This window comes from Nocardia arthritidis, assembly GCF_011801145.1.
Classification (GTDB): Bacteria; Actinomycetota; Actinomycetes; order Mycobacteriales; family Mycobacteriaceae; genus Nocardia; species Nocardia arthritidis_A.
Window position 1 is genome coordinate 8,772,625 of the sequence record NZ_CP046172.1, and the last position, 20,989, is coordinate 8,793,613.

Here is a 20,989-nt window from a genome sequence, read left to right on the forward strand (position 1 = left end):
TGGTACTTCCATTCCTCGACATCCGGCAGCGACCGGAATCGGGGAAACGTAACCGGGTTCGGGTAACGCGAGCTGACCTGGCGGTGATGATTCAACGAACAATCGACCCGGCCTGGGCGGACAATATCTCACGTTTTCGGCGAGATTCTCGGGTAATCGGGGCGATATTGTCCGCCCAGGCCGGAATTCAGCGGCGGCCCGCCAGGATCAGCGCGAAGCGGTCATCGGGATCGGTCCACACCTGCTCGGTGGCGAAACCGGCTGCGGCCAGCTCACTTTTCAGTCCGTCGATGCGGAATTTCGCGGAGATCTCGGTACGCAGCTGCTCCCCTCGTTGGAAACGCACCGTCAAATCGAGCTCTCGGATTTCGACCGTCATGTCTTCCGTTGCAGCCAAACGCATTTCGATCCACTCCCGCTCGGCGTCCCAGAGCGCGACGTGCTCGAATTTCTCCGGCGCGAAATCCGCACCGAGGCGAGAGTTCAGTACGTGCAGCACATTTCGGTTGAATTCGGCGGTGACGCCCGCGGCGTCGTCGTAGGCGGGCACCAGGACGGCCGGATCGATCACCAAACCCGCACCGAGCAGCAGTTGCTCGCCCGGCTCCAGCACATCCCTGATGCTCGCCAGGAATTCGGCGCGCTCGGCGGGCACCAGATTGCCGATGGTGCCGCCGAGGAAGGCGATCATCCGGCGGCCGCCGCCCGGCAGATTGTGCAGGGTATCGGTGAAATCGCTGACCACCCCGTGCACCGCGAGGCCCGGAAATTCCGCGGCGATCTGGTCCGCCGCATCCTGCAGCGCCGTGGCCGAAACGTCCTGCGGCACATATGTTTTCAACGGTCCATCGGCGGTGAGCGCGGTGAGCAGCAGCCTGGTCTTGGCGGCCGAACCGGCGCCGAGCTCCACCAGCACCTCGGCCTGGGCGGTGCGGGCGATCTCGCCGACCACCCGCTCCAGCAGTGCCCGCTCGGTGCGGGTCGGGTAGTACTCCGGCAGTTCGGTGATCTTTTCGAACAGCTCGCTGCCGCGCGCGTCATAGAACCACTTGGGCGGCAACCACTTCGGGTCGGCGGTCAGGCCGAGCCTGGCGTCGGTCCGCAACGCGGAGGTCAGGTCCGCCTCGGATAGGTAGATGTCCAGGGTGGGTGCGGTCATTGCGCTAGGCCTTTCGTGTGCCTGAATCCAGGCGGTCGTCAACGGTTTTCGTGCTTTCCGCAGTGGTGAGCGGTTCGTCCGAGAGGTGGCCCGGCCGCGCGATCACCAGTCGCCGGTCGGCGATCGAACGCCAGGCCGGGTCGTCGTCGTACGGTTCGGAGGACAGGATTGCGCAGGAGTCGGTGACCAGTGCGTACAGCGAGTGGTGCACCGTTGTGGCCCAGAGGGTTTCGCCATCGCCGAGCAGGAAGTTCAGCCGCGAGGTCGGTGCGTGCGCGAGGATCGCCTCGGTGATCAACCTCAGTGCAGTAGCGGGCGAATCGACGAAGCCGCCGGGCGCGATGGCGTCGAGCAGGCGGGCAAGCAGTACCCAGACCGTCGCCGAATCGGTCGGCGATTCGGCGGTGAGCAGCAGTTCGTCCTCGAAAAGCCTGCTGGCGCCCGCACTCAACGCGGCGGCATCCAGATCCGCGCAGACGGCCGTCAGCGTTCGCCGCCAATCCCGCACCGCCCCGTTGTGACTGAACGCCCAATGGCCGTGGACGAACGGCGCACATGCCGCCCGCTCCACCGGCATCCCGGAGGTCGCCGACCTGATCGCGCCGAGCACCGCCCGCGACGTCAACTGCGGCAGCACCTCGTCCACCGCCGGATCGGTCCAGATGGGCGCGGCATTGCGATACCGGCTCACCGGCAGTGGGTCCGAAACAGTCTGGTGTGCAGCGGATTCCACCGCATCGCCGGACCGCTCGAATTCGGGATCGGTCTGCGCACCGCCATTCGCCGGGTCGGGGTCACCGGCGTCCGCGCGGTGGCCGAGCAGCTGTGCCGTATCGGTGGCCGCCGACTTCAGGGCGACACTCGCACGCCACCAGGCGACGCCGAAGCCGTCGGCGTTGACCTTGGCGCCGCCGCGCATCTCGTTGGGCGCCCACGATTGGACGCGCAGGGAATGTGGTCCGCGGGTGATGATTTCGCCTACGGGAACCGCATCGCCCAGGTAACCGATATGCCTACACATGGCTCAGTGCTCACCTCGTCTCAGGTCGCGGGCCAATCGGAAGCCGGAGAAGATCTGGCGACGGATGGGGTGGTCCCAGTTGCGGAAGGTGCCGCGGCAGGCCACCGGATCGGTGCCGAAGGAGCCGCCGCGCAGCACCCGGTAGTCGCCACCGAAGAAGACCTCCGAGTACTCCCGGTACGGGAAGGCGCGGAAGCCCGGATACGGCTCGAAACCCGATGCGGTCCATTCCCATACGTCGCCGATGAGCTGATGTACGCCGAGCGGCGACGCGCCGTCCGGATATGCGCCGACCTCGGCCGGTTCCAGGTGGCGCTGGCCGAGATTCGCGGTGCGGGCATCGGGTTCGGCGTCGCCCCAAGGGAATCGGCGCGACGCACCGGTCGCCGGGTCGAACCGGGCCGCCTTCTCCCACTCGGCCTCGGTGGGCAGCCGCTTGCCCGCCCAGTTGGCGTACGCCTCCGCCTCGAACCAGCACACGTGCAGCACGGGCTGTTTCGGCCGCAGCGGGGACATCACCCCGAACACCCGGCGCCACCACTGCCCGGCCGGATCGCGCTCCCAGAACTGCGGAGCGACCAGCCCGGCCTCCTGCCGGTGCGCCCAGCCGCGCTCGGACCACAGCTCGGGCCGGTCGTAACCGCCGTCGTCGATGAAGGCCAGGTACTGCTCATTGGTGACCGGCGCGGCATCGATCGCGAAGGCGGGCAGGTGAACTCGATGCGCCGGACGCTCATTGTCGAGAGCCCATGGATCGGTCGAGGTGCCCATCGTGAATTCGCCTGCGGGGACGATGATTTCACCGTCAATCGGGGTGGCGGCCCGTGGCGCGGGCGGCGCGGAGAGCACCGCGGCGCCGGTGCGCAGCTGATGGGTGGCCAGCATGGTCTCGTCGTGCTGCTGTTCGTGCTGGGCGATCATGCCGAAGGCGAATCCGCCGTCGACCAGCGGATCGCCGCGTAACGCACTGGCGTCCAACACATCCCATACCTTTTCGCGTACGGTGCCGACGTAGCCGCGGGCCTGCGCCGGATCGAGCAGCGGCAGTGCGGGACGGTTGACGCGGGCGTGTTTGAACGCGTCGTACAGTTCATCGATATCGGCGCGGACGGGCTCGCGGCCGCCGACATCGCGGACCAGCCAGAGTTCCTCCTGATTGCCGATGTGCGCGAGATCCCAGACCAGTGGGCTCATCAAGCGCGAATGCTGGGCGACGAGTTCGGCCTCGTCGAGACAGTCGGTGAGGGCGCGGGTGCGGGTGCGGGCTCTGCCGAGCACGTCGGCGATATCGGCTCGCAGCCGTTCGGTGGCGGAATTATCGGTGGGGTGCTGAATGGTCATGACGAAGTTCTTTCGAGCGAGATGCGAAGGACCGCAGCGCAATGCGGCCATGGTCGGCGCGGATAACGCGCTCACGAACCGGGCTTGTCACACGGATGATCCGATCGGCTCGCGCGAGCGCGCCGCCGTCACCGGCGATATCGGCCGCTGACGGATGGGGCAGGCTCGTGCGACATCTGATCGCGTATCGATGGGACGCCGCCGGATGGGGCTCGGGCGTCGGTATGCGCCGGACGCTCGCCGGATACAACTCGGCCGCTGTCGGATGGTGCAGGCCTATGCGACGCCTGATCCCGAGTCGATGGGACGCCGTCATCGGATGGGGCTCGCGCGTCGGTACTCGCCGGACGCTCGCCGGATAGAACTCGACCGCCCCCGGATGAGGTTGTGCGCGTGGCTGATTCCTCGACCGGGGTGCGGCCGCTACTACATCGGCGGATCGCGGCACCGATCTCGGTGGCCGACGTCGAACCGCGCGCATGATCGGCGGCGAGCGTCAGCAGCGCTACCGCCACGGCACGAATCTGACTGTCGGCCAGACCATTACGCGCGGCATCCAACCAACGACCGGCGACCGGCGCTGCCACCGCCGTCGCCTCGGCCACCACGGCGGGACTCGACAGCAGCGCGTCGAAGACGTGGATCGGCACCGTCCAGTCGTCGCCGGGCTGCGCGTCGAGGTAGCGGATCTCCAGGTGGCCCGAGGCGCGCACGGGCGGGAAAAGGGTGGTGAGGTGGTAGTCGAGATCGCCGGCGTCGGGGCGGCGGCCGATCTCGTCGTCCAGCGCGCCGGACAGCCAGTCGGCGAAGGTCGCGCCGGGCGGCGCGGCCCAGTCACCGGGTGGGCCGTCGGGTCTTCGGACACATAGCAGCGGCACGTCCAGCGCCCAACGGCCATAGGACGCAACGGGATCCAGCCATTCGTGCACCGGGGGGCGGGTGCGCGCCGGATCGAGCCGCAGCCAGGCTCGCATCCGCTGCGAAACCCAATCGCCGGCCGGGGCGCCGTGCAGCGCGGGCGAGCAGGCGAAGGCCGCGAGCAGTGCGGGCCCCATCGCGTACAGGGCGACCCAGCGGGCCGCGATATCGCCGCGATCAGCCCCGGCGTCCACGCTGACCTGCGTGGCCGCGGTATTGCACATCATGAGTTTGCCGAACGGCCCGATGCCCGCGAAGGCCTGTTCCATGGCGCGGTAGCGCGGCAATCGCAGCAGGCGTCTGGCCCGGCGATCGGCGTCGGCGGCACCGGAAACGGTGCGGATGGAACGGGATTCGAGCAAGGCCCGCAACATTCGGGCATCGGCGCGCAGCTCGTCGCACAACCGCGCTGCGGTGGCGTACGGGGCGCTCGAGAGTTCGATCTGACCGCCGGGTTCGATGGTGACCCGGCTGCCCCCCGGCAATGGAAGCGCCGGTGAATCGGGGGCGATGGACCGTGGTGCATACGGTCCGAGTGCATCCGCCAGGACGGTCAGCTGGGGACGCGGAGCGGCCGATGGGCCTGCGGCCGAACGCTCACCCTGCACGGTGAGCCACTCGAGTTCGGCGCCGATGAGCGCCGGTGGCCCCTGCTTGAAACAGATCTTGCCGATATAGGCCTCCGCCGCGGCGCGGGAGGATAATTCCCCCAGCTCAACGGCATTTTCGACCGATTCCGGATGCTCCAGCGCGACGGCCATGCCAACCTCCATCGTGGTGTGAGTCGCTGTCCGCTTGCCAATTCCGTTATCGCCGGGGGGTCGCGGCGTATTCCGCGACACCGACCAAACCAGGGTAGCGATGCCCACCGACAAGAAAACGTCAGAGATTTGTGACGGGTTCGTGACAGGTACGTCCGCGCTGCTAGATCACGCTTTCCCCGCCAATAGGGGATTCGGAGTCCCTGCCATCCGGAAGCTCGACCGGCTACGGTCAGCGGCATGTTGGATGAGGATCGGGTACGCGCCGACACCCCGGGGGTCGGCGCGGGGTTGGTATTCCTGGACAGTGCGGGCTCCTCGCTGCCGCCGCGGATCGTGACCGATACGGTCATCGCGCATTTGCGACGCGAATCCGAGATCGGTGGCTACCGCGCGGCGAACGAGCGGCTCGCCGATCTCGACGCGGTGAAAACAGCGATCGGCGAGCTGATCAACGCGTTCCCGGCCGCAATAGCGCTCAGCGACAACGCCACCCGGTCCTGGGCGGATTTCTTCTATTCGGTGCCGCTGCGGCCCGGCGACCGAATCCTGATCTCGGGCACCGATTACGCGAGCAACGCCATCGCGGCGCTACAGCGCGCCAAGGCCACCGGAGCCGTCGTCGAGCAGATCCCGAACGACAGCAGCGGCCAGATCGATCTGGACGCGCTGTCCGCGATGGTCGACGAACGGGTGAAGCTGGTGTCGCTGCTGCACGTGCCGACCAACGGCGGACTGGTCAACCCGGCGGCGGAGGCCACCCGCATCGCGCATTCGGTCGGCGCGCTGGTGCTGCTCGACGCCTGCCAGTCGATGGGCCAGCTCGCGATCGATGTCGCCGAACTCGGCGTCGACGCGCTCTCGGCCACCGGACGCAAATGGCTGCGCGGGCCGCGCGGCACCGGATTCCTCTATGTGCGACCGGAATTGGTCGAATCGATGGAACCGGAGCGGCTGGACCTGCACTCCGCGCAGTGGACCGCGCCGGACGAGTACCGCCTCGCGCCCGATGCCCGCCGCTTCGAATTCTGGGAATTCGATGTCGCGGCCCGGCTCGGGCTCGGCGCCGCCGTCCGCTACCTGCTCGATCTCGGTCCGGAGAACGTGTACGCGGCCGTTGCCGCCCGCGCCGCGCACCTGCGCAAGGCGCTGCCGGAGATTCCCGGTGTGACGGTGCGGGATCTGGGGCTGCGGCAGAGCGGCACCGTATCGTTCACCGTCGACGGCATGGCCGCCGTCGAGGTGCGGGATCGGTTGGCGGAGCAGGACATCACGGTCACCGTCAGCTTCGCGAGCTCCACCCTGCTCGATATGAACCGCCGCGGTATCGACTCGCTGGTGCGCGCCTCGCCGCACGCCTTCGTCAGCTTCGCCGAGTTGGACCGGTTCGTCGCGGCGGTCGCCGGGCTGCGGCACGAATAACGCTGTGCTCGTTGAGGTTTCGGCTTCCCGCGCGTGCGCTGGTCAGCGCGGGAAGACCGTCACGATAAATGCAGGTCGAGCACCTCGGTGACCAACACCCGGGCGACGAGGGCGCCGTTGACGGCGGCTGGGGCCACCAGGGCGAGGCTGCGGTTGGCCTGAAGGGCGGCGATGCCGTGCAGGTTGGTCCACAGCAGCAGCGCTCGGTCGCGGGCGGCGGCCCCCGTCGCCCCGGTGACGTCGCCGACCAGCCCGGCGAATCGGTCGTACAGCGGAAGCGTTGTGGCGCGCAGGTTTTCGCCGGAACCCTCCAGCAGGTCGTGGCGGAACATCAGGGTGAACATCTCCGGACGCCGCCGCGCGAAGTCGACGTATTCGACGGCCATGTGCCGCAGGCGATCTCGCGGCGCGGCCGCCTCCGGCACCGCGGCGAAGCGCGCCGCGAGGTCGGCGAAGCCGCGGGCGGCGATGGCCGCCAGTAGCGCGTTGTGCGTGCGAAAGTGCCTGCGGGGCGCGCCGTGTGAGACACCGGCCGCCCGGGTGATCGCGCGCAGCCCGAGCTGCGCCGCGCCGACCTCCTCCAGGAGGTCGACGCCCACATCAACCAGTCGTTCGCGCAGCTGTTCGGCCATGTAGACATTGTCTGCTATCGCGAGTCGAGGCTCGTCGCCGGACCGCCGCGTCAATACCGCTACGCAGGATTAGTAGACATTGTCTACGCGATCGGGTAGACAATGTCTACACATTCGTTATCGGGAGGAACCCCTGTGTGGTACTGGCTGTTCAAATACGTCCTGCTCGGCCCCGTGCTGCGGCTGCTCGGCAGGCCGAAAATCGAAGGCCTGCACCATGTTCCGCGCACCGGACCGGTCATCATCGCGGCCAATCACCTGGCCGTGATCGATTCGCTCTACCTCGCGCTCGTGCTACCGCGCCGGGTCACCTTCCTGGCGAAACAGGAGTACTTCACCGGCACCGGCCTGCGCGGGCGCTTCAACCGCTGGTTCTACTCCGTCTCCGGACAGGTGCCGGTCGACCGCACCGGTGGCACCGCCGCCGCCGACGCCCTGGCCGCGGCCACCAAAATCCTTGAAGCGGGCGGTGTTTGGGCCATCCACCCGGAAGGCACCCGTTCACCCGACGGCCGGGTCTACCGCGGCCGCACCGGAACTCTCCGGGTCGCCATGACCACCGGCGCACCGGTCGTCCCCGTCGTGCTCTCCGGCACCGACAAGGTGAACCCGCGGGGCCGCCGCACCTGGCGATTCGCCAAGGTGCGCATAGCTTTCGGCGCACCGCGCCACTACCCGCGCCTCGAGCCCACCGCCGTCCGCACCGCCACCGACGACCTCATGCGCGAGCTGGCCGCCCGGGCGGGGCGCCCCTACGTCGACGAATACGCCGCGACGTTCGCGCGGTAGGACTTCCTTTGCGTGCATAGGTAATTGGCGAGTGCGGCCACCGACCGGGACCCCCGCGGCGGCCTGTCCGGCGAACCTTGCCGGACAGGCCGCTGCCCCCGACGCGGGCTCAGCGCTTGAGCAGGAAGGTGAAGTCGCGGGATAGCTTGCCGCTCAGCCGAACCGACGAAACGAGCTTCCCGTCCGTGATCAGTCGCTCCACCTCCGCCCGCGAAAGACCGCAGCCATCAGCGATCAGCCGCACCGGCCGGACCGGGATCCGCGCGGCGAAGCGGACCGAGACGTCGATCACCTCGCGGTCCAGATACTCCGAGCCGCCGGTGTCCAGACGCCAGGCGTTGTCCCAGTCGAGGGCGATGCGATTGCGGCGCCGCACAATCGGGTCTTGGAGCAGCTCGGCCGCCAGGCCGGGGTCGTTGCCATGCAGCCGATCCAAGAGCTCGGACGGCATGCCGCGCACATTCGTGCGCTCCATGACCGTGAGCTTCGTGGTCTCCCCGCAAGCGGTACAGAGCGCGAGGAGCCAGACATCGATGAGTTTGCCGTTCGCGTTGACGCGAAACTTTCCGCTGGTCCGGAAGCGTTCCGACGCGCAAACGTGGCAACGACGGCGAACGCGCGGCAGACAGACGGGTTCGACTACCCAGTTTTCGAGCACAGAAGTACACCTGTTCCAGTGAGAAATCCGCAGCAGAAAAGCGCGCGGCGCATATGCGCACCGCGCGAGGAATTAGCGCTCGGGAGGTCTCACAGGTGGTACAACGGCAGGTCCTCGACTGGGCAACTCAGGTCGCCAGCATGGTATGGACTCACGACGGCACGCCTCCACTGGTTTTCGGGCAGTCAACCGACCGGCGTTCACCAGGACATCCGTTTGCGGGGTTAACGCCGGTCCGTCAAGACGGGATAGTTGGGAGAGGCCGAGTGGCGGCCGAGTGGTGATGAGGGAGTCCGGATTTGAGCAGGTTCACCGACGAGATGTACGCGACGGCGCAGACGTCGGCCAGGGGGTTGGTGACAGGCGAGCCGAACGCGCCCCGGCGGCAGACCTGGGGTGAGATACACGCGGTGGCCCGGCGGATGGCGGGCGGGCTGGCCGCGGCGGGCATCGGGCACGGTGACGCGGTCGGCGTGCTGGCCGGCCTCCCGGTCGATATCGCACCCGCCTGCCAGGCGATCTGGATGCGCGGCGCATCGATCACCATGCTGCATCAGCCGACTCCGCGCACCGATCTGGTGGTGTGGGCCCGCGATACCGAGACCGTGCTGCGGATGATCGAGGCGCGGGCGGTGGTGCTCGGCGCCCCGTTCGAGGCGGCGGAGCAGATCCTGCGCGAGCGCGGCATCACCGTTGTGCGCATCGACCAGCTGCACGACGGTCCGGACACCGACCCGTTGCCCACCGCTGAATCCGATACCGCATTGCAGCAGTTGACCTCCGGCTCCACCGGCTCACCGAAGGCGGTGCGGATCACGCACGGCAACTTCTTCGTCAACGCCTACGCCATGTTCGACCGGGTGAAGTTCCAGCTCGACGACGACGTCATGGTCAGCTGGCTGCCGCTGTTCCACGATATGGGTATGGTCGGGTTCCTCAGCGTGCCAATGCAATTCGGTGCCGAGGTGATCTGCGTGACCCCGCTGGACTTCCTCACCAAACCGTTGCTGTGGGCCGAGCTGATCGACAAGTATCGCGGCACCGTCACCGCGGCACCGAATTTCGCCTATTCACTGCTGGCCCGCAGGCTGGAGCAGGCCGATGACAACGCCCTCGACCTGAGTTCGGTGCGCTACATGTGGAACGGCGCCGAACCCGTCGACCCGGACACCATGGAGCGGCTGGCCGCGGCCGGAAAGCGCTTCGGGCTCAACCCGATGGCGCTCACACCGGTGTACGGAATGGCCGAAACCACACTGGCCGTATCGATTCCGGACCCCGGGCACGGTCAGGTGCTCGACATCATCGATGCCGACCTGCTCGAGGCGCTCGGCAAAGCCGTTCCGGTACAGGACGAACACGGCCATCCGGGTACCGTGCGCCGCCTGCCGACGCTCGGTTATCTGGTCGATCAGCTGGAGGGCCGGATCGTCGACGCGGAACGCCAGCCGCTGCCCACCCGCTCGGTCGGCGTCATCGAATTGCGCGGTCCCGCGGTAACTTCCGGCTATGTGACGGTGGACGGCTTTCGCCCGGCCCAGGATTCGCACGGCTGGCTGGACACCGGCGATATCGGGTACTTCACCGAGGAGGGCCTGATCGTGGTGTGCGGGCGGATCAAGGACGTCATCATCATGGGCGGCCGCAATATCTATCCCACCGATATCGAACGCGCCGCGACCCGGGTCAAGGGCGTGCGCCCCGGCAACGCGGTGGCGGTGCGCCTGGACGCGGGCCAGAAGCGGGAGAGTTTCGCCGTGGTGGTGGAGAGCAACGACCACCAGGACCCCGAAGCCGTCAAGCGCATCGAACGCGAAATCGTGCACGCGGTGTTCTCCGAGGTCGGTGCGCGGCCGCGCACCGTCACGGTACTCGGGCCCGGCGCGCTGCCGAAGACGTCGTCCGGGAAGCTGCGGCGCGCGGCCACCGCCGTGCACCTGCGCTGACCCGCCCCTGGCGTCCTCCCGTCGAACGTCGGGACCCGCAGGCCGCTCTCCCCTCATGCTCGGCCGCGGTCCCGGCGTTCGCCGGGAGGATGCCGCAATACAAGTCAGTGCAATTGGTTCTGCGCGGTTTCCAGGCCGACGCGCAGCAGCATCTCGACGGCATCGGCGGCCTGCTCCACGATCACCGGAACCTCCTTGCGCTCCGGCGTCGAGAACGGCTTCAGCACGAAATCGGCGGGGTCCTGGCGGCCGGGCGGGCGACCGATGCCGATCCGGGTGCGGACGTATTCCTTGGTGGTCAACGCACTGGAAACGGAGCGCAGGCCGTTGTGCCCGCCCTCGCCGCCGCCGCGCTTGAGTTTGATCGTGCCGAACGGCAGGTCGAGTTCGTCGTGGACGACGATCACCTCGGTCGGCGGCACGGAGAAGAATTTGGCCAGCGCGGCGACGGGCCGCCCGGATAGGTTCATGTACGACCGCGGCTTCGCGATGAGCACCTGACGGCCGTCGAGCCGGGCCTGCAACAGATCGGCCCCGGACTTCTTGTGCACGGCGAACCGGCCGCCGACGCGCTGCGCGAGCACATCGGCGACCAGGAAGCCGACATTGTGCCGGGTGCGCTCGTATTCGGAACCCGGATTGCCGAGTCCGACCACGAGCGCTGGCCCGGCGGAAGTTTCGGTCATCGAGACCGGGACCTACTCGGCGCTCTCGCCCTCGGCCTCGCCCTCGGCGGGCGCCTCCGCCTCGGCGGCCGGGGCGACGATGACGTTGACGACCAGGGTCTCCGCGTCGGCGGCCAGGGTGACACCCTTCGGCAGCTCGAGCTGACCGGCGGTGATCTGGGTGCCCGCCTCGGCGCCCTCGATCGAAACCTCGATGGACTCGGGCAGCTTCAGCGCGTCGGCCTCGATGGAGATGGTGTTGGCCTCCTGGGTGACCAGGGTGCCGGGGGCGGCGTCGCCGACCACGGTGACGTGCACGTCGGCGACGACCTTCTCACCGCGCTTGATGATCAGCAGATCGGCGTGCTCGATGTAGCGGCGGATCGGGTGCACCACAACGGACTTGGTCAGTGCGAGCTGCTTCTTGCCGTCGATCACCAGGTTCAGCACCGCGTTGGTGCCGTGCTCGCGCAGGATGGCGGCGAAGGCGTGCGCGTTCACCGACAGGTGCTGCGGGTCGGCCTGGTGGCCGTACAGCACGGCGGGAACGTTGCCGGAGCGGCGGGTACGGCGGGCCGCGCCCTTACCGAACTCGGTGCGTACGGTGGCTTCGAGAAGGTTGGCGTCGGACATGACTGGATCTACTCCTACGGCTCTTCCGGGCTGTCAACTGGTGGCGATCACAGGACGGGTGGAGGCCCTGGATCGAACTGGTCTGCTCGTCGGGCGAAGACCGCACGGGGACGGCCGGAAGCCGAGCCGCGTCGATCACGGTGTCGCAAGGTCTGCAAACACCCTCGCCGAGACAACCCGAACACTGTACCGCAAGGGCGGAACATGCTATGAATCGGCACCCCAAACCCGGTTTCCGAACGGGGGAATGGGCGGAGTACAGCGCGCTACCCGGCTCACGTACCCTGGACAGGTTGCCGATTCGGTCGTCCAAGAAGGGTGTTGAAGTTGACCGCCTCCAGTGAAGGCGTCGCCGCCGAGGTCGCGCGCAGGCGCACGTTCGCGGTGATTTCGCACCCCGACGCGGGCAAGTCGACGCTCACCGAGGCGCTCGCACTCCATGCGCGGATGATCTCCGAAGCGGGCGCCATCCACGGCAAGGCGGGACGCAAGTCGACCGTCTCGGACTGGATGGAGATGGAGAAGGCGCGCGGCATCTCGGTGAGTTCGACCGCGCTGCAGTTCAATTACCGCGCCGAGGGCTCGGATTCCGACAGCGTCATCAACCTGGTCGACACCCCCGGCCACTCCGATTTCTCCGAGGACACCTACCGCGTGCTCACCGCCGTCGACGCCGCGGTGATGCTCATCGATGCGGCGAAGGGTCTGGAACCGCAGACGCTCAAGCTGTTCCAGGTGTGCCGCCACCGCGGCATCCCGGTGATCACCGTCATCAACAAATGGGACCGCCCCGGCCAGGCGCCGCTGGAACTGCTCGACGAGATCAGCGAGCGCATCGGCCTCACCCCTACTCCCCTTTTCCTACCGGTCGGCATCGCGGGTGATTTCCGCGGTCTGCTGCGCCGCGGCCCCGACGGCGCCCCGCTGGAATACATCCACTTCACCAGGACCGCGGGCGGCGCGACCATCGCACCGGAGGAATCGCTGACGCCCGAACAGGCCGAGGCGCGCGAGGGCGAGGTCTGGACCACCGCGGCCGAGGAGAGCGAACTGCTCTCGGCCACCGGACAGGACCACGATCAGGAACTGTTCCTGGCCGGGCAGACCTCGCCGGTCATCTACGCCTCCGCGATGCTGAATTTCGGTGTGCGCCAACTACTCGAGACGCTGGTGGCGCTGGCGCCCGCGCCGGGTCCGCGCGCCGACGTCAACGGCGGGGCGCGCACCACCACCGATCCGTTCAGCGCGGTGGTGTTCAAGGTGCAGGCCGGTATGGATGCCGCGCACCGGGACCGGTTGGCGTTCATGCGGATCGTGTCCGGCGAATTCGAGCGCGGCATGGTGGTGACGCATGCGCAGACCGGCCGCCCGTTCGCGACGAAATACGCGCTGACCGTATTCGGCCGGGAGCGCTCCACCGTCGACACCGCCTACCCGGGCGATGTGGTCGGCCTGGTCAACGCGACCGCGCTGGCGCCGGGGCACACGCTGTACGTGGATAAGAAGGTGGAGTTCCCGCCGATCCCGTCCTTCGCGCCGGAACATTTCGCGGTGCTGCGCGCGCAGAGCGCCGGCAAGTACAAACAGTTCCGCAAGGCGATCGATCAGCTCGACTCCGAGGGTGTCGTGCAGGTGCTGCGCAACGATATTCGCGGTGATGCCGCACCGGTCCTTGCCGCGGTCGGCCCGATGCAGTTCGAGGTGGTCACCGCGCGGATGATGGCCGAATTCAATGTGGAGACCCGGATGGAACATCTGGGGTACACCCTGGCTCGGCGCACCGACGCGGCCTCGGCCGACGAACTCGGTCGCCAGCGCGGCGTCGAGGTGTTCACCCGCAGCGACGGCGTGCTGCTCGCGCTGTTCAGCGATAAGTGGCGGTTGCAGTACATCGAGAAGGAACTGCCGAAGCTCACCCTCGAACCGCTCGTCGCCACCGCGGACTGACCGGCGCTCAACCCGCTTCGGACGCTCGCGGCGGTTCCTGCCCGGGTTCGCGCTGGACGGATGCGATGCCGTCCTCCCTGGCGATCAAACCCCACCGGCTCGACGTCAAACGCAGGCTCGGCAGGTCGCTGAGCGAGAGCACCACCTCATAGGTCCGCTCGTATCCGGTGTGCGCGATGCGCCACTGCCCGTCATCGCACCGGACATAGCGATCGCTGTAGAAGGCCGCGCCGCGCAGCAGCATATTGTGGCCGGGGATCAGCACCGTATCGGCGAGATACCAAGTGCCGGTTGCGATATCGCCTTCGATATCGATCTCGGGATGGTCGCAGCGGTGCTCGGTGATGACGTGCGGGCCGAGGGTGTTGCGCATGAACGCGAGGAAGGCGTCCCGCGATTCGAACTGCAGGTACTCGCTGTAGGTCGCGGTCGCCTCGGGAATCATGGTGTCGGCGAACTCTTCCCACGCCTTGGTGTCCAACGCGCGTAGGTATCTGAATTTCAGGCGGTTGATCGCGAAGAAGTCCGCCCAGTCCGGATCGCCACGCCCACGCGCGGAATCGACTCCCGGATCGGCGTCGTCGGCACCGGTTCCCTGATCCATAACTCCACAATCCCATCCGTCGCCTAACCGCACTTCACGGATTGCTCGATTTGTATCAGATTGCTATGACGCTTGGTCGGAAAACCGCCAGGAAGATCAACTTACATTCCGCGATTCGGCTCAGATCGTGAAGCAGGTCTTGCAGAAGTCCGCACCGAACTCGGTGAGCCGCAAGCTCTTGCGCACGATCTTCGGCGCGCGACCCGCCTTCTTCAGCGCCGCCTCCACCACCGGCTGCACCTCCAGCACCATGTAGCGACTGAGCACCACCGGATCGTCCGAGGTCAGCGTCAGGCCGAGACGGTTGAGGTTGATCAGATACATGCGCGCCCGGTCCGGGTAGCGCACGCCCGCCTGCTCCGGCACCGAGGTGAGGTCGCCCTGCACCAGCTCCGAACCGATGCCGAGCGGCCGATTGGTCCGCACATCGACCGAGGGCTGCGGACCGTTCTGCGACATGAACCGCAGAATGCGCGCCTCGTCGGGCGCCAGCTCGTCGAGGATCCGGTCATAGGCCGGATGCACGTCCTCGCTGAAGTAGACGTCGGCCGAGCGGGCGAGCAGCGAATCGCCGCGGCGGCGCAGCTCCTCGGTGGTCGCCGAGTGGAAGTGGGCGGCGGTCAACGCGCTCTGCGGCACCCCGCCGTTGGAAGTCGGTACGTAGCTGACGATTTCGCGCACCGAACCCTCGGTGACACCGAGCGCGCTTCGGGCTATCGAACGCAGCGCGTTACCGGTGCGCTCGGCCAGATCCGCGGACGATTCACCGTCCAATGCGGCCTGCGTGATCTCCTTGGTGACCTCGAAGGTGGTCTCGACCGCCCAACGGCTGCCGCGCACCGCGGTGCCCGCCGCCATCCCAGCCGCGCGGAACACACCGCGAATCAGCCGCGCCTCGTTGCTGATCTGGCGCCGTTCGACATCCGAGCTGCGCTCGACGGCGCGGGAGCCGGCCCGGGCCACGTCCTGTCCGGTCCTGTCGTCTGCCACGTCTACTCCGATTTGCCCAGTGAACGGAACCCGCCCACAGATTATTGCCCCTCGGTCGTTGAAGTGCGTCTGTGACCGATATCTCCGAATTATGACCTGTGGCGCGGCCCACAAGCTGTCTGGGTCGATTTGCCGGTCACAGGGCGTTCCGTTTGTGCGGGTAGTGCTACCTTGAGGTGCCGGTGAGGCGGCGGTCACCGGTATATCGGCAGGAGGGTGTCGTGTTAGAGAGCGTGTTCGGAATCCACCCGACCGTCCTGTTGGAGTTGGTGACGATCCCGCTGTTCACCGGAATCATCGGCTACATAACGAACTGGACAGGCGTGCTCATGCTGTTCAAGCCGATTCGGTTCCACGGCATCTCGGTGCCCGGGCTGCGCGCCTTATTCCCGTTCCTGCCCAAGCGAATTCAGGTGCTGCCGCTGCTGAGCTACGACGGCAGGCTCGGCTGGCAGGGCATCGTTCCGTCGCGCGCCGACAAGATGGCCAGCATCGCCGTCGACAAGGGACTCGCCAAACTCGGCAACATCGCCGACTTCTACCGGGAAATCGAACCCGACCGGCTCGCAGAGCATTTCATCAATGTCGGTGACGAACGCATCCACGGCATCATCGAGGAAATTCTGCGTCGCGAGCATCCGCAGCTCTGGTACAACTTGCCAACGCAAGTGCGAGATATGGTGCACGCCAGGGTCAAGCAGCAGCTGCCCCACATTCTGCGCGAGCTCACCGAGGAAATCGGCAACAACATCGATCAACTGATCGATGTCAAGCAGATGGTGATCCGCTACTTCCAGGCCCGCCCGCAACTGCTCAACCAGTTGTTCCAGGTGCTCGGCGCGAAAGAGCTGCGGTTCATGCAGAATTTCGGTTTCTACTTCGGTGCCCCGATGGGTGTCGTGCTGGTGGCGCTGCTGCATGTCACGCACTGGTCCTCGCTCGTGGTACTGCCGATCGGCGGCGTGATCATCGGCTGGACGGTCAACTGGGTGGGCATCAACCTGATCTTCGCGCCCGCGTACCCGAAGTGGTACTGCCCGTGGCGGCAGGGCCTGCTGATCAAGCGGCAGGACGAAATCACCGAGGGCTACGCGGAATTGGTGTCCTCACAGGTGATGACCGTCGCCAACATCGGCGACGAACTGCTGCACGGACCACGCTCGGATCGCACCATTCAGATGCTGGAGGACACCCTGCGCCCGGCCGCGGACCGGGCGCTCGGCCCCGCCCGGCCCGCGGTGAAATTCGTGCTCGGCAGTCGCGAATACGATTCGCTGTCCGCGACATTGACCACCGAGGCGATGTCCATCGCGCCGATCGCGTTCGCCGACCCGGATTTCAATGTCCAGCAGGGTAAACAGGTCAACGAGTACATCGCACGACAAATGTCGCAGCTGAGCCCGCCGGACTTCGTGGATATGCTCCGCTCCGCCATCAAACAGGACGAGTGGCTGCTTTTCGTGCATGGCGGCGTGTTGGGACTGTTTGCCGGATACGCTCACATCCTGGTCTTCGGAACGGGAGTGGCGACATCATGGTGGTAGGCGAATCTGCCGGAGGCGGCGATGAGTTCGATGCGGCCGACCCGGCGCCCACTCGCGAGATCGCCCGGCGGCCCGGCGCGGAGCTAGCCGAAATCCGCACGCGCAGTATGCCTTTCCAGGCGGTGCGGGGAGCGTCCGGAGTCGCGCGGGTGGCCTGGAATGCCGCGTACGGGGTGGCGGGCTGGGGTATCGATACCGCGCTCGGCGTCGCGGGCACCGTGGTGAAGGGCAGTATGGCGGGCACGCCGCCGCGCGAGGTGCTGGCCGACGCACAGGCCGAGGTGCGCGACGCGGTGCGCCGGGCGCTCGGGATTCCGCCGCCCGCAACATCTTCCGAGCACACCTCGGTGCCGACGCTGCGCGAGCAGGGCGCCGCGCTGCTGCGCATGTCGGCCAGTCCGCACGCCGAACAGTCCGATGGTCATCCTGCATTCGCGGGCATGCTGTCCGAGCTCACCCCGGACGAGGCGCGGATACTGCGATTCCTGCACCTCGACGGCGCGCAGCCGTCCATTGATATCCGAATCGGGCGGCCGCGCGCGCTCGGCGCGGAGCGAATCGTGGCCGGGCTCAACCTGATCGGCGAACACGCCGGGTTGCGTTTCCCGAACCGCATCCAGCAGTACCTGACCAACCTGCGGCGGCTCGGACTCATCGATTTCACCAAGGACCCGCTCGACAACCCACACCGCTATCAGGTGTTGGAGGCGCAGTCACCGGTGCGAGAGGTGTTGAAGCGCTCCGGATTCGGCACCAAGGTGTACTACCGCAGCGTCACGCTGACCGCATTCGGCACCGATTTCGTGCAGACCTGTCTGCCGGTGGTGGTGCCGGACGGACGGGCCTCCGGCACCGACTGAGCACACCTCTAACGGGCGGCCGCGATGATCGGGCCGAGGCCGCCTTCGGTCATGATCACGCTCGACGTGATCTCATTGCCGTTGACGAAAACCGATGGGGTGCCCTTGATGCCGCCGGCCAACACCTGCTTGGTGTTGTCGCGAACGAACTGTTCCCACTTGTGGCTCGTAATGCACTGTGCCACAGCGGAATCGGTGTAACCGGCGGATTTGGCGATCTCGACGAGCTTACTGTCGGGCAGACCGTCGGTACCCTCTTTGGGCTGCTGCTCGAACATGGCGGTGAGCCAGGTCTGATAGTTCGCGGTGCCCGAGTCGGCGACGCAGTAGGCCGCGTTGCCAGCGCGCGAGGAGTACTTGGTGGTGGACGCCCGGTCCAGGAACGAGATGATGTTGTATTCGATTACCGCCGAACCGTTCCCGGCGGCCTCCGCCAGCACCTTGCCGTTCGCCTTCTCGAACGCCTGACATGCCGGACACTGCAGATCCTCGACCAGCCGGACCACGACCTTCGCTTTCGGATCGCCGACCCGCACCGCACCGGCCCCGGTGACATTCGACGGCCCGCCGGTGATACCCGTCGCCGGTGTCGCCGCGCCCGCGACGACCGAACCGCCGTGCAACACCAACCCGACGACGACCGCGATCACGGCGACCAGCACAGCGAGCACCGCGACCACGACCGGCAGCGCGCCGCCACCCGCCCGCGGCGGCGCCGCATTTGCCGATACGTCGGGGTAGGTCACGCCGATCACCACGCTCTCGTTCGCCGGGGGTAGTTCGCTCCGGAAACGATAGCGCTTCCCTTCCGGTCCGCCCTCCACGGCGCGGGAACCTCCGCATTCGTTCGGCCATGCGCAGGACTGCTTCGTCGACAACGCCTATTCGGCGTAACTCCGCATCCGTTCCGGACATGCGCGAGCCGACGACGGCTTCGCCGACAACTACCTGTGTATTCGCTCCGGCCGTGCGTAGGACTCCTCGTCGACAGCGCCCATTCGGCGCTTGCATGAGTTCGGCCTCGCACGAGACCAAGTCGTGCGAGGCCGCGGCTCAGTGCGTCGGGGTCGGCGCGGGCGTCTGTGACGGCTGAGTCGACGGTTGCGGCGCTCCGCTCGGCGGCGGCTCCGGCGGGCGTTGCCGGTCGTAGCGGTGCATCCGCTCCCCCGGTCCCCACCGGTGCGCGGTCATATGGTGGCCACCGTGATGGCGGTGGCCACCGTGGTCGCCGACCGCCAGCCCCGCACCGAATCCGGCCAGTCCGATGACGACGGCCGCGACCACCGCGGTCACGATTCGCAGCGGCCGCGATCCGCGCCAGCGCGCCGCGAGCGCATTGGACCGCGGCGGGGGCGCCGCCTGAGGTGCTGGATTCTCGTTCTCCGCCGGACCACTCTGCCCGGCGCCTTCCGCTTCTGTCATGGGTGTGCCTTATGTCCGAATTACCCGACCTGATATCCGACGGTATGACCGAACCTTGGGACCCTTCTGCACGACAGTTGTGGATGATCTGTGCGTTTCCGGCCGCCGTGACCAGCGCAAACTCCGATCACACCGCCGAGGTCACGGTTGTCCGAACCATCGGGTCAATGCGTCCCGCAGGCTGGTTCGGGCCGAATCGGCCGACGCGCCGGGGGCGACCGCCCAGGCGATCCGCGCGTCCGGGCGGATCAACAGCGCGGCGGCCACCGGGTCGTCGGCATCGGCCGTCCGGATATCCACTCGATCGGCCCAATCGCCGGCGGTTTCGCGAATGTCGGCTCGGTCCGCGAGGTCGAGCAGCACCGGGCGGCCGGAGCGCATGAGTCCGGCGACGCTCGTGCGGCCGTCGGCGGTGGACAGTGCGAGATCCGGAGCGAAGGCGCCGACCAGCGGATGGGCGTCGGCGGCGGGATACCTGATCTCGGTTCCGCTGAGCATGTCGCAGACGCGACGCACCGGCTGCTCGTCGCGCAGCAGTTCCTGGAAGATCTCCCGCAGCGCGATCGCATCCTCGTCACCGCCGCTCGCCAGCGCGGCCTGCGCACGGCTGTGCCGCAGCGCGCGGGCACCGACCGGATACCGTTCGCCGTGATAGGTATCGAGCAAATCCGTTGGCGCCCAACCATTTACCTCGGCGGCCAGCTTCCAGCCGAGGTCGACCGCATCGAGCAGACCGACGTTCAGTGCGATACCACCCGTCGGGAACAGGTGGGCGGCGTCGCCGGCCAGGAACACCCGGCCGTCCCGGTAGCGCTGCGCCTGACGCGCCTGCGCGCGGAACCGGCTCAGCCAAATCGGTTCGCCCAACGGCAGATCCACGCCCAATACGCGAGTGAGGCTGGCCCGCAGCTCCGGCAGCGTCACGGGTTGGTCGTCGCCGGGCGCGGCCGGATCGTCCTCGGTCGCCGAGACCAACAGCACCTCGGGCGTGAACGATGCGATGGCCACCATGCCCCGTTCGGTTCTGGTGAATCCCGCCCGGACGACGCCGATACCGGGAACATCCAGGTCGCCGTTGTCGAGCAACGTCACCGAATCCGGCATGGCGACGTGACCGAGCCGCGTCACCTCGGGATAGGTGGTGCCGGGGAACGGGATCTCCGCCAGCGCGCGAACGGTGCTGCCACCGCCGTCGCAGCCGACCAGATAGCGCGCCCGCAGCCGGTAATCCCCTTCCGGGCCTTGAATTTCCGCCGTCACGGAGGTGTCGTCCTGATGCAGCGCCACCAGCACGTGCCCGCGCCGCACCTGCGCGCCGAGCTCATCGGCCCGCTCGCCGAGCAGCCGTTCCAGCCGCGGTTGCGGGAGCAGAAGTAGCTGCATCCGATCGGCTTTCAATGGCGTGAAGTCGACATTCACTCCGCCGAACGGGAATCCGGGCGCCATACCGTGAAAAGTGCCTGCCGGCAGCCGTTCCAGCAAGCCGCGATATTCGAGCATGCGCACGATCAGCCCGCCGAGACCATTGGCCTTCGGCAGTTCGCGCGGGTGCGGTTGTCGTTCCAGCACAATCGGTTTCACGCCGCACAGCGCCAGTTCGGCGGCCAACAGCAAGCCGGTCGGACCGGCGCCGACCACGATTACATCGGTGTCCATGACACCTCCCCCTCGTTTGAA

General features: G+C 67.4%; 18 protein-coding genes and 1 pseudogene. 6 read left to right on the top strand and 13 right to left on the bottom strand.

The features are described from left to right. Positions 1-187: 187 nt before the first annotated feature. The 4 genes and pseudogenes from egtD to egtA form a co-directional block, all read right to left on the bottom strand. Positions 188-1,159 (bottom strand): L-histidine N(alpha)-methyltransferase, encoded by a 972-nt coding sequence (gene egtD / locus F5544_RS39785; protein ID WP_167477912.1) that lies wholly within the window; start codon positions 1,157-1,159, stop codon positions 188-190. A 4-nt stretch (positions 1,160-1,163) separates the two neighbouring features. Next, complete coding sequence (locus tag F5544_RS39790; RefSeq protein ID WP_238846909.1) at positions 1,164-2,180, bottom strand: ergothioneine biosynthesis protein EgtC; 1,017 nt, start codon at positions 2,178-2,180, stop codon at positions 1,164-1,166. A 3-nt stretch (positions 2,181-2,183) separates the two neighbouring features. Continuing rightward, positions 2,184-3,521 (bottom strand): ergothioneine biosynthesis protein EgtB, encoded by a 1,338-nt coding sequence (gene egtB / locus F5544_RS39795; RefSeq protein ID WP_167477913.1) that lies wholly within the window; start codon positions 3,519-3,521, stop codon positions 2,184-2,186. A gap of 401 nt (positions 3,522-3,922) precedes the next feature. Next, positions 3,923-5,200 (bottom strand): annotated as a pseudogene (gene egtA, locus F5544_RS39800) (ergothioneine biosynthesis glutamate--cysteine ligase EgtA); the annotation flags it as partial. A 240-nt stretch (positions 5,201-5,440) separates the two neighbouring features. Between egtA and F5544_RS39805 the strand changes: the two are divergent. After that, on the top strand, positions 5,441-6,622 hold the full coding sequence (locus F5544_RS39805; RefSeq protein ID WP_167477915.1) for an aminotransferase class V-fold PLP-dependent enzyme: 1,182 nt from the start codon (positions 5,441-5,443) through the stop codon (positions 6,620-6,622). Positions 6,623-6,681: 59 nt separating this feature from the next. Here the strand turns inward: F5544_RS39805 and F5544_RS39810 are convergent, their stop codons facing one another. After that, positions 6,682-7,254: a TetR/AcrR family transcriptional regulator gene (locus tag F5544_RS39810; RefSeq protein ID WP_167477916.1), complete on the bottom strand. Its 573-nt coding sequence runs from the start codon at positions 7,252-7,254 to the stop codon at positions 6,682-6,684. 135 nt (positions 7,255-7,389) lie between these two features. Between F5544_RS39810 and F5544_RS39815 the strand changes: the two genes are divergently transcribed. Continuing rightward, complete coding sequence (locus tag F5544_RS39815; RefSeq protein ID WP_167477917.1) at positions 7,390-8,043, top strand: lysophospholipid acyltransferase family protein; 654 nt, start codon at positions 7,390-7,392, stop codon at positions 8,041-8,043. 109 nt (positions 8,044-8,152) lie between these two features. Here the strand turns inward: F5544_RS39815 and F5544_RS39820 are convergent, their stop codons facing one another. Continuing rightward, entirely contained in the window at positions 8,153-8,701 is a 549-nt protein-coding gene (locus F5544_RS39820; protein ID WP_167477918.1) for a DUF1062 domain-containing protein, read from the bottom strand. Positions 8,702-9,000: 299 nt separating this feature from the next. On the opposite strand from F5544_RS39820, the gene F5544_RS39825 reads away from it, so the two are divergent. After that, positions 9,001-10,647 carry a fatty acyl-AMP ligase gene (locus F5544_RS39825; RefSeq protein ID WP_167477919.1) on the top strand — a complete coding sequence of 549 codons (1,647 nt, stop codon included), beginning with the start codon at positions 9,001-9,003 and terminating at the stop codon, positions 10,645-10,647. Between the two features lie 104 nt (positions 10,648-10,751). Here F5544_RS39825 and pth read toward each other — a convergent pair whose 3' ends face one another. Continuing rightward, on the bottom strand, positions 10,752-11,333 hold the full coding sequence (pth, locus tag F5544_RS39830) for an aminoacyl-tRNA hydrolase (RefSeq protein ID WP_167477920.1): 582 nt from the start codon (positions 11,331-11,333) through the stop codon (positions 10,752-10,754). 12 nt (positions 11,334-11,345) lie between these two features. Continuing rightward, positions 11,346-11,945, bottom strand: a complete 600-nt coding sequence (locus tag F5544_RS39835; protein WP_167477921.1) for a 50S ribosomal protein L25/general stress protein Ctc — start codon at positions 11,943-11,945, stop codon at positions 11,346-11,348. 327 nt (positions 11,946-12,272) lie between these two features. Between F5544_RS39835 and F5544_RS39840 the strand changes: the two genes are divergently transcribed. Next, positions 12,273-13,892, top strand: a complete 1,620-nt coding sequence (locus F5544_RS39840; protein WP_167477922.1) for a peptide chain release factor 3 — start codon at positions 12,273-12,275, stop codon at positions 13,890-13,892. Positions 13,893-13,899: 7 nt separating this feature from the next. On the opposite strand, the gene F5544_RS39845 is transcribed toward F5544_RS39840, so the two are convergent. Together F5544_RS39845 and F5544_RS46860 are read right to left on the bottom strand one after the other, a co-directional pair. Further along, positions 13,900-14,496 (bottom strand): nuclear transport factor 2 family protein, encoded by a 597-nt coding sequence (locus F5544_RS39845; RefSeq protein ID WP_238846910.1) that lies wholly within the window; start codon positions 14,494-14,496, stop codon positions 13,900-13,902. A 120-nt stretch (positions 14,497-14,616) separates the two neighbouring features. Next, positions 14,617-15,486 (bottom strand): Abi-alpha family protein, encoded by an 870-nt coding sequence (locus F5544_RS46860; RefSeq protein WP_238846911.1) that lies wholly within the window; start codon positions 15,484-15,486, stop codon positions 14,617-14,619. A 221-nt stretch (positions 15,487-15,707) separates the two neighbouring features. Between F5544_RS46860 and F5544_RS39855 the strand changes: the two genes are divergently transcribed. Both F5544_RS39855 and F5544_RS39860 read left to right on the top strand, forming a co-directional pair. After that, on the top strand, positions 15,708-17,030 hold the full coding sequence (locus F5544_RS39855; protein WP_174867492.1) for a DUF445 domain-containing protein: 1,323 nt from the start codon (positions 15,708-15,710) through the stop codon (positions 17,028-17,030). After that, the gene (locus tag F5544_RS39860; protein WP_167477923.1) at positions 17,021-17,890 is read left to right on the top strand and encodes an Abi-alpha family protein; all 870 of its coding nucleotides are present in this window, start codon (positions 17,021-17,023) and stop codon (positions 17,888-17,890) included. The genes F5544_RS39855 and F5544_RS39860 overlap by 10 nt, the downstream gene beginning before the upstream one ends. 8 nt (positions 17,891-17,898) lie before the next feature. Here the strand turns inward: F5544_RS39860 and F5544_RS39865 are convergent, their stop codons facing one another. The 3 genes from F5544_RS39865 to F5544_RS39875 all read right to left on the bottom strand — a co-directional run bounded on the left by F5544_RS39865 (position 17,899) and on the right by F5544_RS39875 (position 20,968). After that, positions 17,899-18,636 carry a DsbA family protein gene (locus F5544_RS39865; RefSeq protein WP_167477924.1) on the bottom strand — a complete coding sequence of 246 codons (738 nt, stop codon included), beginning with the start codon at positions 18,634-18,636 and terminating at the stop codon, positions 17,899-17,901. A gap of 307 nt (positions 18,637-18,943) precedes the next feature. Continuing rightward, positions 18,944-19,312, bottom strand: a complete 369-nt coding sequence (locus F5544_RS39870; protein WP_167477925.1) for a hypothetical protein — start codon at positions 19,310-19,312, stop codon at positions 18,944-18,946. Positions 19,313-19,453: 141 nt separating this feature from the next. Continuing rightward, positions 19,454-20,968, bottom strand: coding sequence for an FAD-dependent monooxygenase (locus F5544_RS39875; RefSeq protein WP_167477926.1), 1,515 nt, complete (start codon positions 20,966-20,968; stop codon positions 19,454-19,456). Positions 20,969-20,989: the final 21 nt, after the last annotated feature.

Bases quoted from the DNA above. Each gene is read 5' to 3' on its own strand.
- F5544_RS39845 (WP_238846910.1), bottom strand. From the start codon at position 14,496: ATGGATCAGGGAACCGGTGCCGACGACGCCGATCCGGGAGTCGATTCC.
- F5544_RS39805 (WP_167477915.1), top strand. From the start codon at position 5,441: ATGTTGGATGAGGATCGGGTACGCGCCGACACCCCGGGGGTCGGCGCG.
- egtD (WP_167477912.1), bottom strand. From the start codon at position 1,159: ATGACCGCACCCACCCTGGACATCTACCTATCCGAGGCGGACCTGACC.
- F5544_RS39875 (WP_167477926.1), bottom strand. From the start codon at position 20,968: ATGGACACCGATGTAATCGTGGTCGGCGCCGGTCCGACCGGCTTGCTG.
- F5544_RS39790 (WP_238846909.1), bottom strand. From the start codon at position 2,180: ATGTGTAGGCATATCGGTTACCTGGGCGATGCGGTTCCCGTAGGCGAA.
- F5544_RS39835 (WP_167477921.1), bottom strand. From the start codon at position 11,945: ATGTCCGACGCCAACCTTCTCGAAGCCACCGTACGCACCGAGTTCGGT.
- pth (WP_167477920.1), bottom strand. From the start codon at position 11,333: ATGACCGAAACTTCCGCCGGGCCAGCGCTCGTGGTCGGACTCGGCAAT.
- F5544_RS39860 (WP_167477923.1), top strand. From the start codon at position 17,021: ATGGTGGTAGGCGAATCTGCCGGAGGCGGCGATGAGTTCGATGCGGCC.
- F5544_RS39870 (WP_167477925.1), bottom strand. From the start codon at position 19,312: ATGACAGAAGCGGAAGGCGCCGGGCAGAGTGGTCCGGCGGAGAACGAG.
- F5544_RS39810 (WP_167477916.1), bottom strand. From the start codon at position 7,254: ATGGCCGAACAGCTGCGCGAACGACTGGTTGATGTGGGCGTCGACCTC.
- egtB (WP_167477913.1), bottom strand. From the start codon at position 3,521: ATGACCATTCAGCACCCCACCGATAATTCCGCCACCGAACGGCTGCGA.